This is a genomic window from Faecalibaculum rodentium (assembly GCF_001564455.1).
In the GTDB taxonomy this organism is placed as follows: Bacteria; Bacillota_I; Bacilli_A; order Erysipelotrichales; family Erysipelotrichaceae; genus Faecalibaculum; species Faecalibaculum rodentium.
In genome coordinates this window covers 1,540,522-1,558,729 of the sequence record NZ_CP011391.1, presented here as the reverse complement: position 1 = coordinate 1,558,729, position 18,208 = coordinate 1,540,522, and the positions used below count along the sequence as shown (strand labels likewise).

Genomic DNA, 18,208 nt, shown 5'->3' with positions numbered 1-18,208 from the left:
TGTCTGCATTCCCTTGTTCTGTTTCTCTCAGTGCTCCCTGGCGTATTCACTGGGGGCAATGCCGAAATAGGATTTGAAGCGGCGGGAGAAGTAATGGATGCTGGTGAATCCCAGAAGGTCGCTGACCTGCGAAATGGTATGCTCGTGCTGCGAAATCAGCTTCTTGGCTTCATTCAGCTTCAGTTCCGAGATGTACTGCTTGGGTGTCATGCCCAGATTGGCGCGGAAGAGGGCCTGGAGGCTGGAGCGGGAGATGGAAAACTTTTGGCACAGGTCTTCCACCGTGTAGCTGGCATACACGTTGTTGTGGATGAAGACCAGGATCTCGTTGAGCATCGTGTCATCGTAATGCGACTGAAGGGTTGTTTCCTGCCCGGCGGGCTTTTCCTCTCCGTCAAACTGATAGAGAAGGATCAGGACCTCCTTCAGGTGCAGCATGGCCAGTTCCATGTTCAGCGGCGTGTCTTCCTGGATCGCCTTCATGAACCTGGTCAGCGTCTGGTACAGGTCTTTCCGTGTATGAAACACCCGGTTTTTCAGGTTCCCCTTGATGCCGGTATCCATGGTGAAGGCGATGGACATATAGGAACAGGAACTGTCTTCCGTGGTCTCCAGACTGTGTTTCTGCCCGGGGTGATACAGCATCAGGTCATATTTCTGCATATGATAGGTTTCGTCGTCCACCGTGACATCCATCTCGCCGTGATCCACGTAAATCAGTTCGTAGAAACTGTTTTTCTCCCGCCCCGACTGATAGGATCCTTTCCGGATCTGGTAGTAGCTGGACAGGATCTCCTTCAGATTCAGCCTGGAAATGATGGGATCGTAGCTGACACTGGTCTCCATGGGGTGACTGCCCATGGTCTGCGGGACATATCGGATCCGGATCTTCGCCTTGCCGGAAATGGAAATCACATTGAAGTGGACACCGGCTTTCAGCTTCACGGTGCGGGCCATCACAAATTCTTCGAACGACATGCCGTCCACGGAAACCGCCAGAAGGGCAATCCCCTCCGGACACTCCAGATATACAGGTTCCGTGCTGATGAAGGACGTGTCAAAGTCTTTGTTGTGAATGGAATGGGTGCTTTCTGCCATGTCTGCATTGGCCGGTGGCATCTGATACAGGACATCGCCATATGCCTGAAAGGGGTAACTTGTTGTTCTGTTGAGCATTCAATTCTCCTTCGTGCCTATGTTGAAAAGTATAAACGGGCGTTTAATTTGTGTAAAGAGAAAAATAGGGAAAAGAACGCCTCAACGTTGTATGATGAAGCTGATCATGCACAATACATTCATGCAAGGAGGACAATCAAATGACAACACCCGAGATTCTGCTGACACGGATCGACAACCGCCTGATTCACGGCCAGGTCGCCACACAGTGGGCCAAGGAACTCCAGGCCAATACGCTCATCGTCGCCAATGACGAAGCCGCTGCAGACACCTTCCGCCAGGAGCTCATGAACATGGCCGCTCCTGCCGCAGTGAAGACACGCTATGTGCCGGTGGATGAGATCAACACCGTGCTCGACGAAATCGGACCGGATGGAAAGGTATTCATCATCGTGGCGGACGCGCTCGATGCAAAGCGCCTGATGGACAAATCCCCGGCTGTGAAGAAAATCAATGTCGGAAACATGCACATGGCAGAAGGCAAGCACCAGATCGCCACGACCGTGGCTGTGGATGACACAGACAGGGACCTGTTCCGGCAGATGAAGGACGCCGGGGCAGAGCTCTTCATTCAGCGGGTACCCCGGGCTGCGCAGGAAAACGCGGACGCTCTGACAAAATAAGAAACAGTGGCGGTTCATCTGTATATGTAACCGCTTCCCCAGGCGCCGGAAGGCGCCTTTCCGGTACCTTCTCAAAAGTAAGAATGATATACTGTTTGTAGCTTTACAGGAGGATTCAAACAATGGAAGTTTTGATTTGCGATACCTACGACGATCTGTCAAAAGCCGCGTTCAAGGTCATGAAAAAAGTGATCGATGAAAAACCGGCGGCCGTACTCGGCCTTGCGACAGGATCCAGCCCCGTGGGACTGTACCAGGAAATGGTGAAGGACCACAAGGAAAACGGAACCAGCTACAAGGATGTGAAGACCTACAACCTGGATGAGTATGTGGGCCTGGACCGGAACGATCCGCAGTCCTACTGGACATTCATGAACGAAAACCTGTTCTCGGGCATAGACATTGATCCGGCGAACACGCACGTTCCCTATGGCGATACAGCCGAGGATGCGAAAGCCTACGACGACGAAGTCAAGGGCGTGGACATCCAGCTGCTGGGCATCGGCAACAACGGCCACATCGGCTTCAACGAACCCGGCACACCCTTTGATGCACGCACCCACATCGTGGAGCTTACCGAAAGTACACGGGAAGCCAACAAGCGGTTCTTCGACAACGACATCACGAAGGTCCCGACACACGCCATCAGCCAGGGCATCGGCACCGTCATGGATGCAGACAGCATCCTGCTGATTGCCAACGGTGCCGGCAAGGCGGATGCCGTAAAGGCCATGATCGAAGGCGAAGTCACCGAAGAGTGCCCTGCTTCCATTCTGCAGAAGCACCCGAAGGTCACGGTGATCCTGGACAAGGAAGCCGCCAGCAAGCTGACAAAGTAGGCTGCTGCCAGACCATCAGACACAAAACACGAAGAGGCCGGATTGCTCACCCGGCCTTTTTTGTACCCGCCAGCAGCGTCCGGATGCACGCAGGTTGTCCCGGAACACAAAAAAGGCAGAAGACCGGGATCCGGAGTCATTCTGCCTGGACTGTCACAAAAACTTCACTTCCTGATAGACTCACCAGCACTTTTTGCAGCGGTCATATCCCCAGGCCATGGCCTGGTCGAAGGTCCCTGCCGAGGGACTTTTCATGTTGGAGCAGTTCGGGTTTGAATGGTACTTGCTGCCTGTACGCGGGATCCAGACAGTTGCGGCGTCTGTCTGCGGCGTGGATGGTGCCTGGGCAGCAGCTGCCGCTTCTTCGGCTGCCTTCTGTGCGGCTTCCTGTGCCCTTCGCTGTTCTTCTTCCGCTTTTTTCCTGGCTTTTTCTTCCGCTTTCTTTTTCTCCTCTTCTTCAGCCTTTTTCCGTTGCTCTTCGGCTTTTTTCTTCGCCTCTTCCTCCTGCCGGATTTTGTCTCTGATGGCGGATTCTCCGGGCATTTCACCGGTGGATTCATCGTAGTACTTCAGGACAAATGCCTGTTCCTCGTCCGTGAACTCTGCATCTTTCAGTTCCCTGGACAGATCCTCTTTGCTCATGGCCTCGCTGCAGCTGGCAGTCAGCTGCCTGGCCAGACGCACCGCATTGTAGCGGAAGTCCCTGGACTCCAGTGCTTTCGCAATCTGCGGTTCTTCAAACTGCCGGCTTTGCGCAGCCTCCCTGAGCCGAACAAGAGACCGGCAATTGCCCGGATCGGCTGTTCGCAGATACCGGGTGCAGTTCAGTGCGAAATCCGGATCCACCGCATCCACAGCCTGTCGGATTTCCTGTGTGGTGAATTCCGCCTGTGAAAGACCGGCCTCCAGTCCCTTGCGGGACAGGGGATCCTGCAACAGTTCCCCGGCCTGTTTTTCTGCTGCAGTCTGCCAGTTGACCGCATCAGAGTCCAGCGCCATCTGCACCTGAGATTCTGTAAACAAGGCGTGTTCCAGATGGCTGCGGCCATCACGTCGGGACAGACTGCCATCCAGGTCCTCTGCACAGTGCTTCAGGGAACTGACAGCACGGGCATCATAGTCAAACCGGCCGGACAAACCTGACAATGCGGCTTCTGTCTCTGCAGTCGTGAATTGCAGCTGCATCAGGCGGTTTTCCAGCGCCTTCTCTGATATGTCCTCTTCTGTGCCCTGTGCCAGAGCTGCTTCCAGGGCTTCTGCGGTCCAGTCTGTTTCTGCCAGCTGTTCCATGGCCCAGTCCACAGTGTCTTCCGGCCATTCCAGGGCCAGCGCCTGTTCTGCCAGCGTGTCTTCAACCCCGGCCCTGGAGACATATGTGGTTGCGATCAGGTCTGTGGCGGCTGCCACTGCCTGCTCTCTGGCCCCGACCACTCTCCGGTGTTCCCTGAACGCATTGCCGCCGATGACGATGCCAAGGACTGTCAGCAGGACCAGACCGCCTTCAAACAGTCTGCGCGCTGTCAGCTGCGCAGACCCGGACTGTCTGTCCTTTCTGCTTTTCTGCTTCATTTCCAATTGCTCCCTTCTGCCGTTCTGTTTTCATATATCCGGAAGCGCTTTCATTCTCCGGACCTGTCCATTATGCAACGATGTGACAAAAATGTGAATTCACTTTTCTGTCACCTTGCGAGGCCGGCAGACTGGCCGGACCTCCTGTCCCCGCAATTCGGCGGCCTTTTTTTTTCGCCCCGGATTGCTTATCATGAAAGACATGAAGAAATGGATCTACAGAATACTCATGCTGGCATGCCTGTGCGTCTTCGCCTATTGTGCATACCGGCTCTACGATATATACAGCGGATCGCGGCAGGTGGAACAGGAAACCGAATCCCTGCAGGAACACGCCGTGAAGCAGGAAGAAACCGGGGGCCAGAAATACCTGGAACCGGACTGGGCTGCACTGAAAGCCGAAAACCCGGACATCATCGCCTGGCTCTATGTCCCACAGCTCGGGTTTTCCTATCCCGTGGTACAGGGAAGCGACAACAGCTATTACCTGAACCATACCTATGCCGGCGCAGAGAACTACAGAGGGGCGATTTTCCTGGACTCCGGTACACCGTCCGATTTCAGCGGCAACAACTCCATTGTCTATGGACACTCCGTGGATGTCGGCGGCATGTTCACCGATCTCGAGAAATATGAAAACAAGGATTTCTTCGACGCCAATCCATACTTTTTCCTGCTGACACCACAGGGAAACTACCGGGCGGATATCCGGACCTTTGCGAAAACCACCGAAGGCACATCGTTTTACCAGTCCGATTTCGGGGACTACCGTCCGGAAATCGAAGCGCGGATGCTCACCGAGGCCACATACAGCCGGGATGTCGATCCGGCCGGACGGCCCATGATCACGCTCTCCACCTGTGACCTGGATTACGGGTTTGACAGCGAAAACCGGCTGGCGCTGACCGCGGTCCTGGAACCCTGGAGCGAGCCGGTGGAACTGGCAGACTGACAGTTTCCCGGCTGTCCGGCAATCAGCCGGACACCATCAACCATCAGATACGACACAAATAAAGGGGACCACAGTTTCATGAAACGAATCTGCATTGCCGCCGGCGGAACCGGCGGTCACATATATCCCGCCCTGGCCTTGGCACAAAGCGCCATGGAACAGGATCCCGATACCCGGATTCTGTTCATCGGCAACGCCGACCGCATGGAAGCCCGGATCGTGCCGGAGGCCGGATTCGACTTTGCGGCCCTGGACACCCACGGCCTGGAGGGCAGCCTCCTGGACAAAGTGAAAGCCGCGATTTCCCTCATGCGCGCCATTCCCAAAGCCGGTGCCATCCTGGATGAATTCCGGCCTGACATCGTTGTGGGCTTTGGCGGCTATGTCTCTGCGCCTGTCCTCAGGGCAGCCCATGCCAGACACATTCCCGTCATGATGCACGAACAGAACTCCATCGCCGGCAAGGCGAACAAAGTCACCGCCGGCTGCGCGGATGAAATCGTCACGTGTTATGAAAAAGCGGGAGAACAGTTTCCGGCCAGAAAAGTGAAGCTTCTCGGCAATCCGCGGGGATCCGTGGCTGCCAGTGCCGTAGGCGACCGGCAGGTCCTGGAGAGTCTGGGCCTGGATCCGTCGAAAAAAACCATCCTCGTGATGATGGGCTCCCTGGGGTCCACGACCATGAACGACATCATGCAGCAGGTGCTGGACCGTCCGGTGGAAGGCCTGCAGTTTCTGTTCGTCACCGGCAGGGGAAATGAAGACGCCGGCAGGGCATTTGAAGGCCGTCCGGATGTGAAGGTCGTGCCCTATGTGGACACACTGGCCATCTATCCCTTCATCTCCGGCATGATCTGCCGGGCGGGAGCCACCACCATTGCCGAACTTACCGCAAGAGGCATTCCGGCCATTCTTGTCCCAAGCCCCTATGTGGCAGGCAATCATCAGTTCTATAATGCCTCTGTACTGAAGGACGCCGGGGCGGCACAGCTGGTGGAGGAAAAGACCCTGCTGGAAAACCCCGAAGTGCTGCGGGACACGATCCGCGGGTTCTTCGGTTCCCCCATGATCCTGGAAAGTGCCGCAACGAACGCTGCCCGGCTGGGAAAGCCCCAGGCAGCCGCCGATATGCTGCAGGATATGCGCATCCTGTGCGGAGGCAGCCGATGAACCTGACAGACCTGCTGAAGCTCTATGGGGATGTGCAGGAACACGAGCCAATGTCTGCACACACCACCTACAAGATCGGCGGAACCGCCCGCTGGTTCATCCAGCCCCGGAGCGTGACAGCGCTCATGCGGATCATGCAGCTGCTGGATGCCGAAAACATTCCCTGGATCGTGCTGGGGCGCGGCAGCAACCTGCTGGTGCCGGATGGTGCGTGGCCCGGGGCGGTGATCAACCTGGACTACACATTCAACGACTGTTATTTTGAACCGGACGGCATCCTGTATGCCCAGGCCGGCTGTGCACTCCCGGCCCTGGCGGTGGAAGCCATGAAGCATTCCATGAGCGGCCTGGAGTTTGCCAGCGGCATTCCGGGGAGCCTGGGCGGGGGACTGTACATGAATGCCGGTGCCTATCGCAGCGACCTGTCCTCCATTCTCCTGGAGGTCCTGATCCTGCGGGACCGGAAAGTGGAGTGGGTCAGCCGGGAGGATCTGGATTACAGCTACCGGCATTCCGCCTTCCAGGAACACCGGGACTGGACCATCCTGGCCGCCAAGTTCCAGCTGGAAAAAAGCGACCAGAACCACATCCGTCAGCTGATGGCAAGCCGCCAGCAGCGCCGCATGGATACCCAGCCGCTGGACAAGCCCTGTGCCGGCAGCACATTCCGCAACCCGGGGGATATGCCTGCCTGGGAAATCATTGACCGTCTGGGACTGCGCGGGCGCCAGATTGGCGGGGCCAGGATTTCCGACAAACACAGCAATTTCATTGTCAACGCCGGAGGTGCCACCTGCCGGGATGTCATGGCCCTCATTGACCTGGTGAAAACAGAAGCCAGGCGTGTGTTTGACGTGGACATGATCCCGGAAGTGGAGATCCCGGAATGGACCGCCTGAAGCGGCTTCTCAAGACCTGGCCTGTGCGCCGGCTGTACCTGCTCAGCGGACTGATCATGCTGCTGGCGGCCCTGGGGGTCTATTATCTGTCCCCGGATTCCCGTGTGCAGGTGCTGGCCTGCGAAGGGAACTATCTCTTCACCGACACCCAGATCTATCAGATGGCCGGTGTCAGCACCTCTACGCGGATCTGGCTGACACCGGGGTTCTGGATCGAAGGAAAGATCCGGTCCAATCCCCTGATCGAGACAGCGAATGTGACCAGAAGCGGCAACCGGATGAGTTTCGAGATCCGCGAAAAGAACGTGATCGGCTACTACGTCCGGGACGGACAGGATTACATGCTGACAAACGACGGCGAATCGGTGCCCATCGACCCTTCCTATCTGCGAAGCATCCTGCATTTTCCGCTGCTGTCGGACTTCACCGACGAACAGCTGGAGCAGATCGCCAGAGAATTTCGGGACAACAGCGACTGGCTGACCCGGGATGTCACGGCGCAGATCGCGGAAATCGTCCCCTACAAGGCGAGTTATGATGACAATATGCTGCGCATCACCATGCAGGATGGCAATGTGGTCTTCTCCAGCATGGATGATCTGGCCATGATGACGCATTACGAGGACATGCTGCAGCAGCTCAGGGGCCAGAGTGTGTGCCTGCTGCTGGACCGTGAAAATTCCGCCATCAACAAAGTGGCCTGCGACTACCTCAACATGTCCCAGGAAGAGCGGGAGGCGTATCGGGCACAGCTTCAGGAGGAACTGGAGCGCAAGGCAGCGGAAAAGGAACAGCAGGCAGCCACCGGAAAAGACAGTGCAAAGGACCAGGACAAAGACAAAGAGACCGACAGTGAGAAAACGGATGCCTCTGCCGATGATGGACAGCAGGAAGAGCCTGCTACCGGACAGGATGCGCAGCAGCCGGAAACCCAGGTGCCCGGCTACGAGGCCTATGACGACTGGCAGGCCACGGACATCTTTGACTACCAGTATTCACCGTCTTCGGATCTGTACTATGATCCGCACCAGGGGCTTTTCCTGAAATGGGATGAAGCCGCGCAGGATTTCACGGTCGTTGAATAAGACTTTTCAAAGACCTATAATTCAGTAGATGACAGGCTGCAAGGCCGGGAATTGAACAGGAGGGTATTATGCCTATCAACAAATCGACAGAATTCGGCACGATCCAGATTTCGCTGGATGCCATCGCAGCGCTGGCTGGCGGCACCATCACGGAATCCTACGGGATCGTCGGAATGGCCAGTCAGAAGACATTCAAGGACGGCCTTGCCGAACTGCTTAAACGGGAAAACTATGCAAAGGGTGTGATCGTCCGCCAGAACGACGGCGGTCTGATCCTGGATCTGTATATCATTGCGATGCAGGGCATCAAGCTGGGAGAAGTCATCCATGAAGCCCAGCAGCGTGTCAAATATGTGCTGGAAAAGACACTGGAAGTCAAAGTACAGGAAGTGAACGTCTGGGTACAGGGCGTACGGGTTTCGAGGTAAGTTGAATGGATAGAATCAACGGACAGCTTTTCAAGGAAATGCTGCGGTCCGGGATGAACAACCTGGGCAATCAGCAGCAGAAAGTGGATGCACTGAACGTGTTCCCGGTCCCTGACGGGGATACGGGCACGAACATGTACCTGACAGTTTCCAACGGCGTGAAGGAAGCACTGGCGTGTCCTTCGGACAATGTGGGTGAAATCGCCAAGGTCCTGTCCCGGGGCCTTCTTATGGGCGCCAGGGGCAACTCCGGTGTCATTACCAGCCAGATTTTCCGCGGTTTCTACCAGGCGGTCAAAGGCCTGAATGAAGTGGATGCTGTGCAGCTGGCACATGCGCTGGTCAACGGCAGCCGTGTGGCCTACAAAGCCGTCATGCGGCCGGTGGAAGGCACGATCCTGACCGTCATCCGGGAGGCTGCGGACTACACCTATGCCTATACCATGACGGAAGACATCACGGACTGCGAGAAAGTCATGGCCCGGATGGTCCAGGAAGCGAAGGAATCCCTGGACACCACCCCGCAGCTGCTGCCGGTCCTGGCGGAAGTCGGTGTGGTGGACTCCGGCGGCTATGGCCTGCTGGTGATCCTGGAGGGCTTCCTGAAAGCCATGCAGGGTCAGCCGGTGGAAAAGGAAACCGTGGAGTCTGCCGGCGAGAGCGCACAGACCAAAGTGGAAGGCGGAGAAGAGGAATTCGGGTTCTGCACGGAATTCATCCTGCATCTCTCGGACCAGGGCATGCGCCATTTCTCGGAGATTTCATTCCGGGATGAACTGGCCACCATTGGCAATTCCATTGTCTGCGTGCAGGATGAAGACCTGGTGAAGGTACACGTCCACACACTGGAGCCTGCCACGGCAATCCGCATGGCAAAGCGCCAGGGCAGCTTTTTGAAGCTGAAGATTGAAAACATGACCGAGCAGCATGAGGAGATCCTGGAAAAGGATGAAACCATCACACGCAAGGCGGAGCACAAGAAATACGGACTGATCACCGTGGCAGCCGGAGACGGCATCCGGGACATGTTCCTGGACCTTCGGGCAGATGCCGTGATCGGTGGCGGACAGACAATGAACCCCTCCACGGAGGATTTCGTATCGGCCATCCGCAAACTCAACTGCGACCACATCCTGATCCTGCCCAACAACTCCAACATCATTCTTGCAGCTCAGCAGGCGGCGGATGTGCTGGAGGATCAGGACATTCAGGTCCTGCCGACCAAGACCATTCCCCAGGGACTGTCAGCCTGCATCATGTTCAACCCGGATGCAGACCTGGAAACCAACCTGAGCGAAATGAACGAAGCCATCGAAAACACGAAGAGCGGTGAAGTGACATACGCTGTGCGCGACACCACCATTGACGGACTGGATGTCCGTGCGGGTGAATTCATGGGCATTGCCGGCAAGAAGATCGTCACCTGTGTCCCCGACATGATGAATGCAGCCAGAAACCTGCTGGATTCCATGCTGGATGAAGACAGTGAAGTCGTGACGCTGATCTACGGCGAGGATGCCATGAAGGAACAGGCAGAGCAGCTGGAGGCCTACATCGCGGACAAGAGCGATGCGGAGGTCGAAATCGTCAACGGCAAACAGCCGGTCTACTCCTTCATCATTGGCGTAGAATAGGATACTCTCCGCCACTTTGGCAACAGGCCCCTGGGGCGGCGTTTTCCGGGTTGTGCCGGCGAGTATCGAATCCGGTGACCTGGCTGAGGGAACGTTCTGTCCTTCTGCCGGCAGCTGAATCAGAAAGACACAAAGGCACCTGCCATCCGCAAGGGATATGGGCAGGTGCCTTTTTGGTGGTATGTCGATACAGGCGGACAGGGAACGAAATTCTGCCCGGTTCGTACGTGCAGACAGAGATGAGGCCTGGCCTCAGTCCCTGCCAAGGGGGCGGTATGTCACACCCTGCCGTGTCTGTATGGATTCGTACAGCACGGGGGAAGACAGGGGCATCAGAGATGGACACTCGGGAGCAGGAAAGGGATGCTGCAAAGGGGCACAGCCGCGGGCAAGGGTGATGTGCGGCTTCCAGGGCTTGTCATCCTGAGGTATCCCGGCGTCCCGAAGACGCTCGCGGAGTTCCTGTACAAAGGATGTCATGGCCGGATCGGCCTGAAAGGCAAGGACCCGGGTATTGCCAAACCGGTGATAACCGAGGCAGCGTGCATCGGTGGCAGGAAAGGAAAGAGTCTGCAGGAGGTGCAGGATGGTGTCTTTCTGATCCTGTGTGCAGTTGCCAGCGAATGCGAGCGTCATATGCAGGTTTTCCCTGGGAACAAGCCGTCCCTGCAGACCGGCCTGCACAAGCTGGTGCTGGCAGCCCGTCAGATGCCGGATCCAGTCAGGGTCCGGATGTATGGCGATGAAGAGTCTCATAGTCATTCCTCCAGTCATACAGTCACCGTGTGATTGTGTCGTCAGCATAGCACGAAAAACTCCACAGGCAGGCTGCAGGCAATCCGGTGGGAGTCATTGTATCCTTGGGGAAACAAGGGGGCAGTGACATGACAGAATCAACAGAGAAAGTACAGAAGGCGGAAAAGACAGGCATTGTGCTTGGAGGCGGTGGTTCCAGAGGCAGCTATGAGATCGGGGTCCTGCAGACGCTCACAGACCAGGGACGGACATTTGACGTGGTGACGGGCACATCCATTGGAGCGATCTGCGGGGCGCTCTATACACAGGGAAGCGTGGATCATCTCACAGACTGGATCGGCAGGTTCACCCAGGATTCCGTGGCCAGAAACCTGTTTGTGTTCCCGGCGCAGTACACCAGTGCACAGGGACCGTTCCAGGATGCAGGATCCTTCTTTGCGGCGTTCTCGAAAAACGGGCCGCAGGTCGAGCCCCTGCGCCAGAAGCTCGAGTCGCTCTTTGACTACAAAACGTTTGCTTCATCATCCAAAGACTTCGCGTGCATGACATACAACGTCACGAAACAGAAGCCGCAGATGTTCACGAAACTGGACATGACAGCCGACAATGCCATCGACGTCCTGCTGGCCAGCGCAGCGTATTTTCCGGCGTTCAATTTCGTCACGCTGAATGGGGACTATTACATTGACGGAGGATTTGCGGAAACCAATCCCGTGCAGGCGGCGCAGAAACTCGGAGCAGACTCGCTCGTGGTCGTGGATGTCCAGGATATGGATGTGCCTGATCCCGTGCTGAATTCCGGTGACCTGCTGATCCGGCCGATCTGGAAACTGGCGTACTATCTCGATTTCGATGGAGTTACGCTGAGAAACCAGGTGGCACTGGGGCAGCTGGATGCCCTGAAATATCTGGACCTCGCTCCGGGATATCTGTATACGTTCTATCCCGGGGACTGGAACCACATGCAGCGGCTCGAGACCTCGGCGATGGAACTTGTGGCGGCGGAAGGCGAGTCCTGGATGCTGGAAAAAATGGATCCGGTCATGGAAGAAATCTATCAGTTCATCCTGGGGTACGTTCCGCGGAAACTGGAAAACAAGTACTCGCATGAATTCATCTTCGGCCGTATCCTCGAATGCATGGGCCTGATTGCAGGAATCAGCCCCTACCGGCAGATGCATTTCAATGATTTCATCCGGGAGCTCCTGGAGAAATTCTCGGCGTTTGATTCCGATCCCAACAAGACCCGGACACCAATGCTCTATCATGCCATGGAGATGAAGGGACTGCAGGATATGCTGGTGTTCTTCCATTCCGCGATCCAGGGATTCAACGGCCATCTTCCGAAGGAATTCGGGATCCTGAGGGAGAAGTATCTGCTGCCGTATTACCTGGCCTGGGGCTGGCACCTCATGGAGAAATTCCGGCTGTTCCTGCTGATATAGGTGACCGGTTTGGCGGACAGAGTATCTGTGCGCCAAATCCGTCGCCCTTATCAATTCAGGACTGAGCAGTTCTGGTGAAAGTGTTTATACAGGTATGACCCGCTGTCTCGACCGAAGCCCGCATCAGATAGTGTGCTGTGTGGATGAGGCGATGGAATGTTTGCGCTGGCAGACGCCGTCGCCTTTTTCGGTCTGGATTCTGTGAATATGCCGATGATTGCCACGCTGATTTCTCTCCTGCTCCTGCCCCTGTCAAGTCCGGTCATCCTTTGGGCCATCGGATGACAATCTGATGGCCCAAAGGATGCTCAAAGTATGTGCCGGTTAACTCCGGTAACCTTTGACGGCGGTAAAGTACAGGGGGATGATAGGACTGTAACCGGCCGGATGCAGCACACAGAGAGCATCAGGCAGGGAAGGAAGGGATGGATGAGATGAACTGGAATGTATATAAATACCGTCAGTTTGCACAGGAGTCGAGTCAGCCTGCAGAGGACCTGGCCAAGCGGGTGGATATCCTGGTCCGCACGGCTGTGGACCTTGGCTGCGGATACGGGCAGAGCACCCGGGCCCTCAACGATATCTTTCATGAAGCCAGAGTCACGGGCATCGACCGGAATCCGGAAATGACCCGCCTGGCCAGGCAGCGGCATCCGGAGTGTCAGTTTCTGACACTGGACATGATGGAGCTCCAGGGCCAGTATGACCTGGTGTTCTCCAATGCCGCCCTCCAGTGGATACCGGATCATGAAAAGGCCATTCCCGGACTCATGCACCATCTGAGGGATGACGGTGTGCTGGCTGTCGGCTTTCCCGATACCAGAGGGGAACCGCTGTTTGACATCATGGAGGAACTCATCGCCAGGTATTTCCCGGATCACAGCCGCTGGAATGCCCTGAACGCTGCCGACTACCATCGCATTCTGAAAGGCTGTTCCTCGTCCTTTGACTACTGGGAAACGGATTACTACTACAGTGAATTCGACCCGAACCTTCTCATGGACTGGCTTGTGAGCACAAGACTGGAGCCTGTGCAGGCAGACCTGGAGGAAGAGAAGGTGCAGGCACTGGCTCAGGAACTGAAGGAGCGGGTCGGTGAAGCGTATCAGATGGATGAGAACGGTCACATTCTGGTGAAAATTCACCGCATCTTCTTTACCGCGGTGCGATAGAAAACCACTGATTTGGTATAATGAACCCAGCAATAGGAAGCGAGGATACATACGCATGAAATACGCAGTTGGCGTGGACATTGGAGGCACTAACAGCCGCATTGCGCTGGTGGACGAAAACATGAACATCGTGGAACGGACACAGTTCCGCACAGATGCCCATGATCCAATCCCGACCATTGTCCGTCTCTCGGAGGCGCTCAAGGACATGGCCGGCGACAAGGAACTGGTGGGCATGGGCGTATCCTGCCCGGGTCCCCTGGACCTGATCAACGGCAAGGTGCTCAACACCCCGAATCTACACGATTCCTGGCAGGATTTCCCGATTGCCGGTGAAATCGAAAAAGTGACGGGCATTCCCACATACCTGGAAAACGATGCGAACCTGGCTGCCCTGGCGGAAGCCGTGGTCGGCGAGGGACGCGACTACAACTATGTGCAGTTCCTGACGATCTCCACCGGCCTGGGATCCGGACAGGTCATCAACCACAAGATCTATCAGGGTGCCCACGGCTACGGCCATGAGGTTGCCTATGCTCCTCTGTGGAGAAACGGTCCGCAGCACGGCAAGATCTACCCAGGCGGCGTGGAAGCCATCTGCTCTGGCACTGCCATCACGGAGCGGGCAAAGAAAGCCGGCCTGGAAGTCCAGCATGCAGGGGAAGTCAATGACATGGCCAAACAGGGCCACGAAGCGGCCATGGAAATCATGGACGATGCCAAGGAATACCTGGCAAACTTCATTGCGATCCTGATTGCCATCACCGACCCGGAAATCGTGATCCTGGGCGGCAGCGTGGCCCTGAAGATCCCCGGATTTGTCCAGGAAGTGGAAGACCGCGTGAAGGAAAAAGTCCTGACGGAGCTCAAGCCCTACGTGAAAGTCCGCCCCTCGACACTGAACGAAGACAGCGGCCTGCTGGGCGCAGCCTGCCTGGCCTTCGAGCACGCAAAGGACAAGGAAGCGGCCTGAATCCGGACACCATCTGACAGTCTGTCCATCATCAAAACCTGAAACCGGTTTCACCCCCGGTTTTTGTTTTGTCGCGTTTCAAGTCTGTTACAATAAAAATTCGGAGGGGCTGAAATGATTTATATAACAGGTGACATTCACCGCGAACAGGACATTCACAAAATCAATCCCAGGGAATTTGAAGCGGGAAACCACCTGACACCGGATGACTATGTCATCATATGCGGGGATTTCGGCTGCATCTGGGATGGAGGATCGGGTGACCGGTTCTGGCTGAACTGGCTGGAATCACTGCCCTGGAACACGCTGTTCATTGACGGAAACCACGAAAACTTCGATGTGCTCAACACGTACCCCATTGTGGACTACAAGGGCGGGAAGGCGAGACAGATCCGCAGCAACATCTTTCACCTGCTGCGGGGGGAAGTCTATGACATCGGCGGACGGTCGTTTTTCACCTTCGGCGGTGCCTTCAGCCATGATGTCCAGTACCGGACGGAGCACCTGAACTGGTGGCAGGACGAACTGCCGACAAAGGAAGAATGCGAAAACGGGTACAGAAACCTCAACGCATGCAACTGGAAGGTCGACTATGTCCTGACCCATGATGTCTATGAATCCCATCCCATGGCAGGCAAATACGAAAAGTCCATGGACCATTACGATGCATCCAGACAGGACATCCAGAAATACCTGGATGATATCGTGGACCGTCTGGACTACCGCACGTGGTTCACGGGACACTACCACGGGGACTGGATCCACACGAAAAACAACCGGCCGTGCGTGACGCTGTTTGAGCGCGTCGTGCTGCTGGAAGACCTGGAAAACGAACTGAAGACCATCGGCGAAGTGCAGCCGCCCAAACCGCAGAAAACAGACGAGGAACTCTGATTCATCCGAGACAAAGTCCCAAAGCGATGAAACGCAGGCCGCATGCAGTGAGTGCAGAAAGACTGACAGAAGAAAAAACCGGATCAGGCATCCGATATCCTGTGCAGAAACAGGACAGGATGCGGCGATCCGGTTTTTCAGTTTCTCATGACGTACCCGCGTCTTCTACAGTTCAGGCCCTGCGTCACTCCTGGTCGCAGGCCCCTGTGCCATCATTGGCACCAGCGTCATCATCCGCAGCGGGTACCCACTTCGCATACAGCGTGAGATCCGACTGCACATTCATGCCGTCGAACGCCTGCCGGCCGTAGCCTTCATCGAAGTACCAGCCCTCGAAGCGATACCCTTCGCGCTGCGGCACCTCCGTCTCCAGTGGCTCGTCATAGAGATACGTCTGGCAGGCAACATCGCTCCCGCCCCTGGAGTCGTACGTCACGCGGTAGCCGTCGCCCCGGGATACCCCGACAATGATCAGAAGCGCAATCACCAGGATCCCGCCCATAATCAGTTTGTCGAGTGTCTTCACGGAAATCCGGCCGATACCACCGACAAAGGATACACCGCCGATGACGCACGCCGCAATCGCATCACACTCGTAGTTCAGGCCGGTATTGGCGTTGACAGATGCCACACGCGCACCGTCGATGAATCCCGTCAGGGCATACATCACAGCCGCAAGAACGAACACCAGGATGATCGTGCGGTGCACATTGATACCGGAGACCTCGGCGGCTTCCTTGTTGGAACCCACTGCGAACATGTTCTTGCCGAAGGTGGTCTTGTTCCAGACTACCCACATCAGCCCCACCAGGATCAGGGAGTACAGCACGTACATCGGTACGCGGACACCGGCAATTGTGAACAGCGTTCCAGTCACCAGGTCGCGGTACTGCGGATCGAAGCCCGACAGGGTCTGTCCGTTGTTCGTGCCCATCTTCAGGTAGATCAGGATGATGCCGTACGTGATCAGCTGGGTGGCCAGCGTCATGATGAAGGGATGCAGGTCGAATTTCGCCACGGAGAACCCGTTGATGAATCCGATCATTGCACGGGCAGCGATTGCCGCCAGCAGCGGGATGATGATCGGCAGAGGCTCCAGACCCGGGAAGATCTTGTTGGCGGTGATGGACATACTGGCCACGATGACCGCCGCCAGTCCGACCATGCGGCCTGCGGAAATATCGGTTCCGGTCAGGACGATGCATCCGGCGATGCCCAGGGCTATGGGCAGCTTCGCCGCGGTCAGGTTGACGATGTTGACGATCGAGTTCACCGAACGGTAGGCCGGCATGCGGATCGCGATGAAGATCACCACCAGCGCGATGATGATGTACATGGCGTTGTTCACCAGCAGGGAATTGACGGTCCGCCGCTTGTCCGCCGCCGACATGGGCAGAAACTCTCAGGTAAACAAACACTAAATACATAACTGGAGTTTAACTCGACAATTCGTCTCCCAGACAGATACAGCAGCACATCACCAGGATCTGGCTGCAGTCTTTCGGCGGGGGATGCCGGACGAAAAAAGCCCGCAGTCACATGACTGCGGACTTGTGCGGGACGGGGGAATCAGTCCAGATCGATGATGTCGCCCAGGTTTTCCCGGATGGTGGCTTCCAGCGTGTCGAAGGACTTGTTGAAGCGTGCCTGGTCGTTTTCGTTCAGCGGCAGGGACATGACGCGTTCCACACCCCTGGAGCCGATAACCGTCGGCGTGCCGATGAACAGGCCCGTCCGGTCATATTCGCCGTTCTGGTAGCTCGATACCGGCAGGATGCAGTGCTCGTTGTTCAGGACCGCATCCACGATGCGCTTCAGGGCATAGCCGATGCCGTAGTACGTCGCACGCTTCAGGTCGATGATCTTGTAGGCTTTGTCGCGGACATCGATATAGATGTTCTGCAGCTCCATGAGGGAGATGTCGTTTTCATCCAGGTACTCCAGCAGGGACTTGCAGCCGATGTAGCTGTGGATCCAGGGAACGAAGCTGGAGTCACCGTGCTCGCCCATGATATAGGCATGGATGTTGGAATCCGCAAAGCCAAGGAACTCTGACAGGGCGTGGCGCAGCCGGGCGGTATCCAGCACCGTGCCGGAGCCGATGATCTGGTTCGAGGGAAGACCCAGCGTCTTGTAAGCCACATACGTCATGATGTCCGCCGGGTTGTTGGCCACGATCAGGATACCGCGGAAGTTGTTCTTCTTCAGCTCCTCGCAGACGCCTTTCGTGATCCTGGCGTTGATCTTTACCAGCTCCAGACGGGACTGACCCGGTTTCTGCGCTGCGCCGGCTGTCAGTACGCAGATGTCCGTATCCGCTGCATCCTCATAGCTGCCGGCCTTGATCTTCATCTTGGACGCCGCATAGACCAGACCGTCGTTCAGGTCCATGGCTTCGCCCCGTGCCTTGTCGGTGTTTACATCCACCAGCACCAGTTCGTCAATGCCCCGTTCGTTGAGCATCGTATAGGCGAAACTCATGCCCACCATGCCGGTGCCGATGAGCATGATTTTACGCTTGGCAATTTTTTCCATATAACTGTTTTCCTCCTGTTATCTTCGATTATAAAACGAGTGATGAAAAATCGAAATG

18 protein-coding genes are annotated in these 18,208 nt (G+C 56.2%); 13 read left to right on the top strand and 5 right to left on the bottom strand.

The genetic code is table 11. The features are described from left to right. Positions 1 to 27: 27 nt before the first annotated feature. On the bottom strand, positions 28 to 1,176 hold the full coding sequence (locus tag aalo17_RS07745) for an AraC family transcriptional regulator (RefSeq protein WP_067557814.1): 1,149 nt from the start codon (positions 1,174 to 1,176) through the stop codon (positions 28 to 30). Positions 1,177 to 1,316: 140 nt separating this feature from the next. Between aalo17_RS07745 and aalo17_RS07740 the strand changes: the two genes are divergently transcribed. After that, complete coding sequence (locus aalo17_RS07740; RefSeq protein WP_067557811.1) at positions 1,317 to 1,799, top strand: PTS sugar transporter subunit IIB; 483 nt, start codon at positions 1,317 to 1,319, stop codon at positions 1,797 to 1,799. A gap of 122 nt (positions 1,800 to 1,921) precedes the next feature. Next, positions 1,922 to 2,638 (top strand): glucosamine-6-phosphate deaminase, encoded by a 717-nt coding sequence (gene nagB / locus aalo17_RS07735; RefSeq protein WP_067557808.1) that lies wholly within the window; start codon positions 1,922 to 1,924, stop codon positions 2,636 to 2,638. 180 nt (positions 2,639 to 2,818) lie between these two features. Here nagB and aalo17_RS07730 read toward each other — a convergent pair whose 3' ends face one another. Then, the gene (locus tag aalo17_RS07730; RefSeq protein WP_067557805.1) at positions 2,819 to 4,207 is read right to left on the bottom strand and encodes a hypothetical protein; all 1,389 of its coding nucleotides are present in this window, start codon (positions 4,205 to 4,207) and stop codon (positions 2,819 to 2,821) included. A gap of 202 nt (positions 4,208 to 4,409) precedes the next feature. On the opposite strand from aalo17_RS07730, the gene srtB reads away from it, so the two are divergent. The 6 genes from srtB to aalo17_RS07700 all read left to right on the top strand — a co-directional run bounded on the left by srtB (position 4,410) and on the right by aalo17_RS07700 (position 10,375). Then, positions 4,410 to 5,159, top strand: coding sequence for a class B sortase (srtB, locus tag aalo17_RS07725; RefSeq protein WP_067557803.1), 750 nt, complete (start codon positions 4,410 to 4,412; stop codon positions 5,157 to 5,159). Positions 5,160 to 5,237: 78 nt separating this feature from the next. Continuing rightward, positions 5,238 to 6,329, top strand: coding sequence for an undecaprenyldiphospho-muramoylpentapeptide beta-N-acetylglucosaminyltransferase (gene murG / locus aalo17_RS07720; protein WP_067557800.1), 1,092 nt, complete (start codon positions 5,238 to 5,240; stop codon positions 6,327 to 6,329). Then, a complete protein-coding gene (gene murB, locus aalo17_RS07715) occupies positions 6,326 to 7,228 on the top strand; it encodes a UDP-N-acetylmuramate dehydrogenase (protein WP_067557797.1) in 903 nt (300 codons plus the stop codon). Before murG ends, murB begins: the two co-directional genes overlap by 4 nt. Further along, positions 7,216 to 8,313, top strand: a complete 1,098-nt coding sequence (locus tag aalo17_RS07710) for a hypothetical protein (protein WP_067557794.1) — start codon at positions 7,216 to 7,218, stop codon at positions 8,311 to 8,313. The genes murB and aalo17_RS07710 overlap by 13 nt, the downstream gene beginning before the upstream one ends. Positions 8,314 to 8,381: 68 nt before the next feature. After that, positions 8,382 to 8,741, top strand: a complete 360-nt coding sequence (locus aalo17_RS07705; protein WP_067557791.1) for an Asp23/Gls24 family envelope stress response protein — start codon at positions 8,382 to 8,384, stop codon at positions 8,739 to 8,741. A gap of 5 nt (positions 8,742 to 8,746) precedes the next feature. Continuing rightward, entirely contained in the window at positions 8,747 to 10,375 is a 1,629-nt protein-coding gene (locus aalo17_RS07700) for a DAK2 domain-containing protein (protein WP_067557788.1), read from the top strand. A gap of 252 nt (positions 10,376 to 10,627) precedes the next feature. Here the strand turns inward: aalo17_RS07700 and thpR are convergent, their stop codons facing one another. Continuing rightward, positions 10,628 to 11,131, bottom strand: coding sequence for an RNA 2',3'-cyclic phosphodiesterase (thpR, locus tag aalo17_RS07695; protein WP_067557785.1), 504 nt, complete (start codon positions 11,129 to 11,131; stop codon positions 10,628 to 10,630). Positions 11,132 to 11,259: 128 nt separating this feature from the next. Here thpR and aalo17_RS07690 point away from each other — a divergent pair, with 128 nt between their 5' ends. The 5 genes from aalo17_RS07690 to aalo17_RS07675 all read left to right on the top strand — a co-directional run bounded on the left by aalo17_RS07690 (position 11,260) and on the right by aalo17_RS07675 (position 15,615). After that, positions 11,260 to 12,576 carry a patatin-like phospholipase family protein gene (locus tag aalo17_RS07690; protein ID WP_067557781.1) on the top strand — a complete coding sequence of 439 codons (1,317 nt, stop codon included), beginning with the start codon at positions 11,260 to 11,262 and terminating at the stop codon, positions 12,574 to 12,576. Positions 12,577 to 12,732: 156 nt separating this feature from the next. Continuing rightward, positions 12,733 to 12,861, top strand: coding sequence for a hypothetical protein (locus aalo17_RS13175; RefSeq protein WP_257721844.1), 129 nt, complete (start codon positions 12,733 to 12,735; stop codon positions 12,859 to 12,861). 149 nt (positions 12,862 to 13,010) lie between these two features. Beyond that, positions 13,011 to 13,748, top strand: a complete 738-nt coding sequence (locus aalo17_RS07685; protein WP_158507760.1) for a methyltransferase domain-containing protein — start codon at positions 13,011 to 13,013, stop codon at positions 13,746 to 13,748. A 55-nt stretch (positions 13,749 to 13,803) separates the two neighbouring features. Next, positions 13,804 to 14,721, top strand: a complete 918-nt coding sequence (locus aalo17_RS07680) for an ROK family protein (RefSeq protein WP_067557775.1) — start codon at positions 13,804 to 13,806, stop codon at positions 14,719 to 14,721. Positions 14,722 to 14,835: 114 nt separating this feature from the next. Further along, complete coding sequence (locus aalo17_RS07675) at positions 14,836 to 15,615, top strand: metallophosphoesterase family protein (protein ID WP_067557772.1); 780 nt, start codon at positions 14,836 to 14,838, stop codon at positions 15,613 to 15,615. 184 nt (positions 15,616 to 15,799) lie between these two features. Here aalo17_RS07675 and aalo17_RS07670 read toward each other — a convergent pair whose 3' ends face one another. Continuing rightward, positions 15,800 to 17,005, bottom strand: coding sequence for an ABC transporter permease subunit (locus aalo17_RS07670; RefSeq protein ID WP_067557769.1), 1,206 nt, complete (start codon positions 17,003 to 17,005; stop codon positions 15,800 to 15,802). A 179-nt stretch (positions 17,006 to 17,184) separates the two neighbouring features. Further along, a complete protein-coding gene (locus aalo17_RS07665; RefSeq protein WP_067557766.1) occupies positions 17,185 to 18,150 on the bottom strand; it encodes an L-lactate dehydrogenase in 966 nt (321 codons plus the stop codon). Positions 18,151 to 18,208 lie beyond the last annotated feature (58 nt).

Bases quoted from the DNA above. Each gene is read 5' to 3' on its own strand.
- aalo17_RS07670 (WP_067557769.1), bottom strand. From the start codon at position 17,005: ATGTCGGCGGCGGACAAGCGGCGGACCGTCAATTCCCTGCTGGTGAAC.
- aalo17_RS07675 (WP_067557772.1), top strand. From the start codon at position 14,836: ATGATTTATATAACAGGTGACATTCACCGCGAACAGGACATTCACAAA.
- aalo17_RS07745 (WP_067557814.1), bottom strand. From the start codon at position 1,176: ATGCTCAACAGAACAACAAGTTACCCCTTTCAGGCATATGGCGATGTC.
- aalo17_RS07680 (WP_067557775.1), top strand. From the start codon at position 13,804: ATGAAATACGCAGTTGGCGTGGACATTGGAGGCACTAACAGCCGCATT.
- aalo17_RS13175 (WP_257721844.1), top strand. From the start codon at position 12,733: ATGTTTGCGCTGGCAGACGCCGTCGCCTTTTTCGGTCTGGATTCTGTG.
- aalo17_RS07710 (WP_067557794.1), top strand. From the start codon at position 7,216: ATGGACCGCCTGAAGCGGCTTCTCAAGACCTGGCCTGTGCGCCGGCTG.
- nagB (WP_067557808.1), top strand. From the start codon at position 1,922: ATGGAAGTTTTGATTTGCGATACCTACGACGATCTGTCAAAAGCCGCG.
- murG (WP_067557800.1), top strand. From the start codon at position 5,238: ATGAAACGAATCTGCATTGCCGCCGGCGGAACCGGCGGTCACATATAT.
- aalo17_RS07730 (WP_067557805.1), bottom strand. From the start codon at position 4,207: ATGAAGCAGAAAAGCAGAAAGGACAGACAGTCCGGGTCTGCGCAGCTG.
- aalo17_RS07740 (WP_067557811.1), top strand. From the start codon at position 1,317: ATGACAACACCCGAGATTCTGCTGACACGGATCGACAACCGCCTGATT.
- aalo17_RS07685 (WP_158507760.1), top strand. From the start codon at position 13,011: ATGAACTGGAATGTATATAAATACCGTCAGTTTGCACAGGAGTCGAGT.
- aalo17_RS07700 (WP_067557788.1), top strand. From the start codon at position 8,747: ATGGATAGAATCAACGGACAGCTTTTCAAGGAAATGCTGCGGTCCGGG.
- aalo17_RS07665 (WP_067557766.1), bottom strand. From the start codon at position 18,150: ATGGAAAAAATTGCCAAGCGTAAAATCATGCTCATCGGCACCGGCATG.
- aalo17_RS07690 (WP_067557781.1), top strand. From the start codon at position 11,260: ATGACAGAATCAACAGAGAAAGTACAGAAGGCGGAAAAGACAGGCATT.
- srtB (WP_067557803.1), top strand. From the start codon at position 4,410: ATGAAGAAATGGATCTACAGAATACTCATGCTGGCATGCCTGTGCGTC.
- aalo17_RS07705 (WP_067557791.1), top strand. From the start codon at position 8,382: ATGCCTATCAACAAATCGACAGAATTCGGCACGATCCAGATTTCGCTG.
- murB (WP_067557797.1), top strand. From the start codon at position 6,326: ATGAACCTGACAGACCTGCTGAAGCTCTATGGGGATGTGCAGGAACAC.
- thpR (WP_067557785.1), bottom strand. From the start codon at position 11,131: ATGAGACTCTTCATCGCCATACATCCGGACCCTGACTGGATCCGGCAT.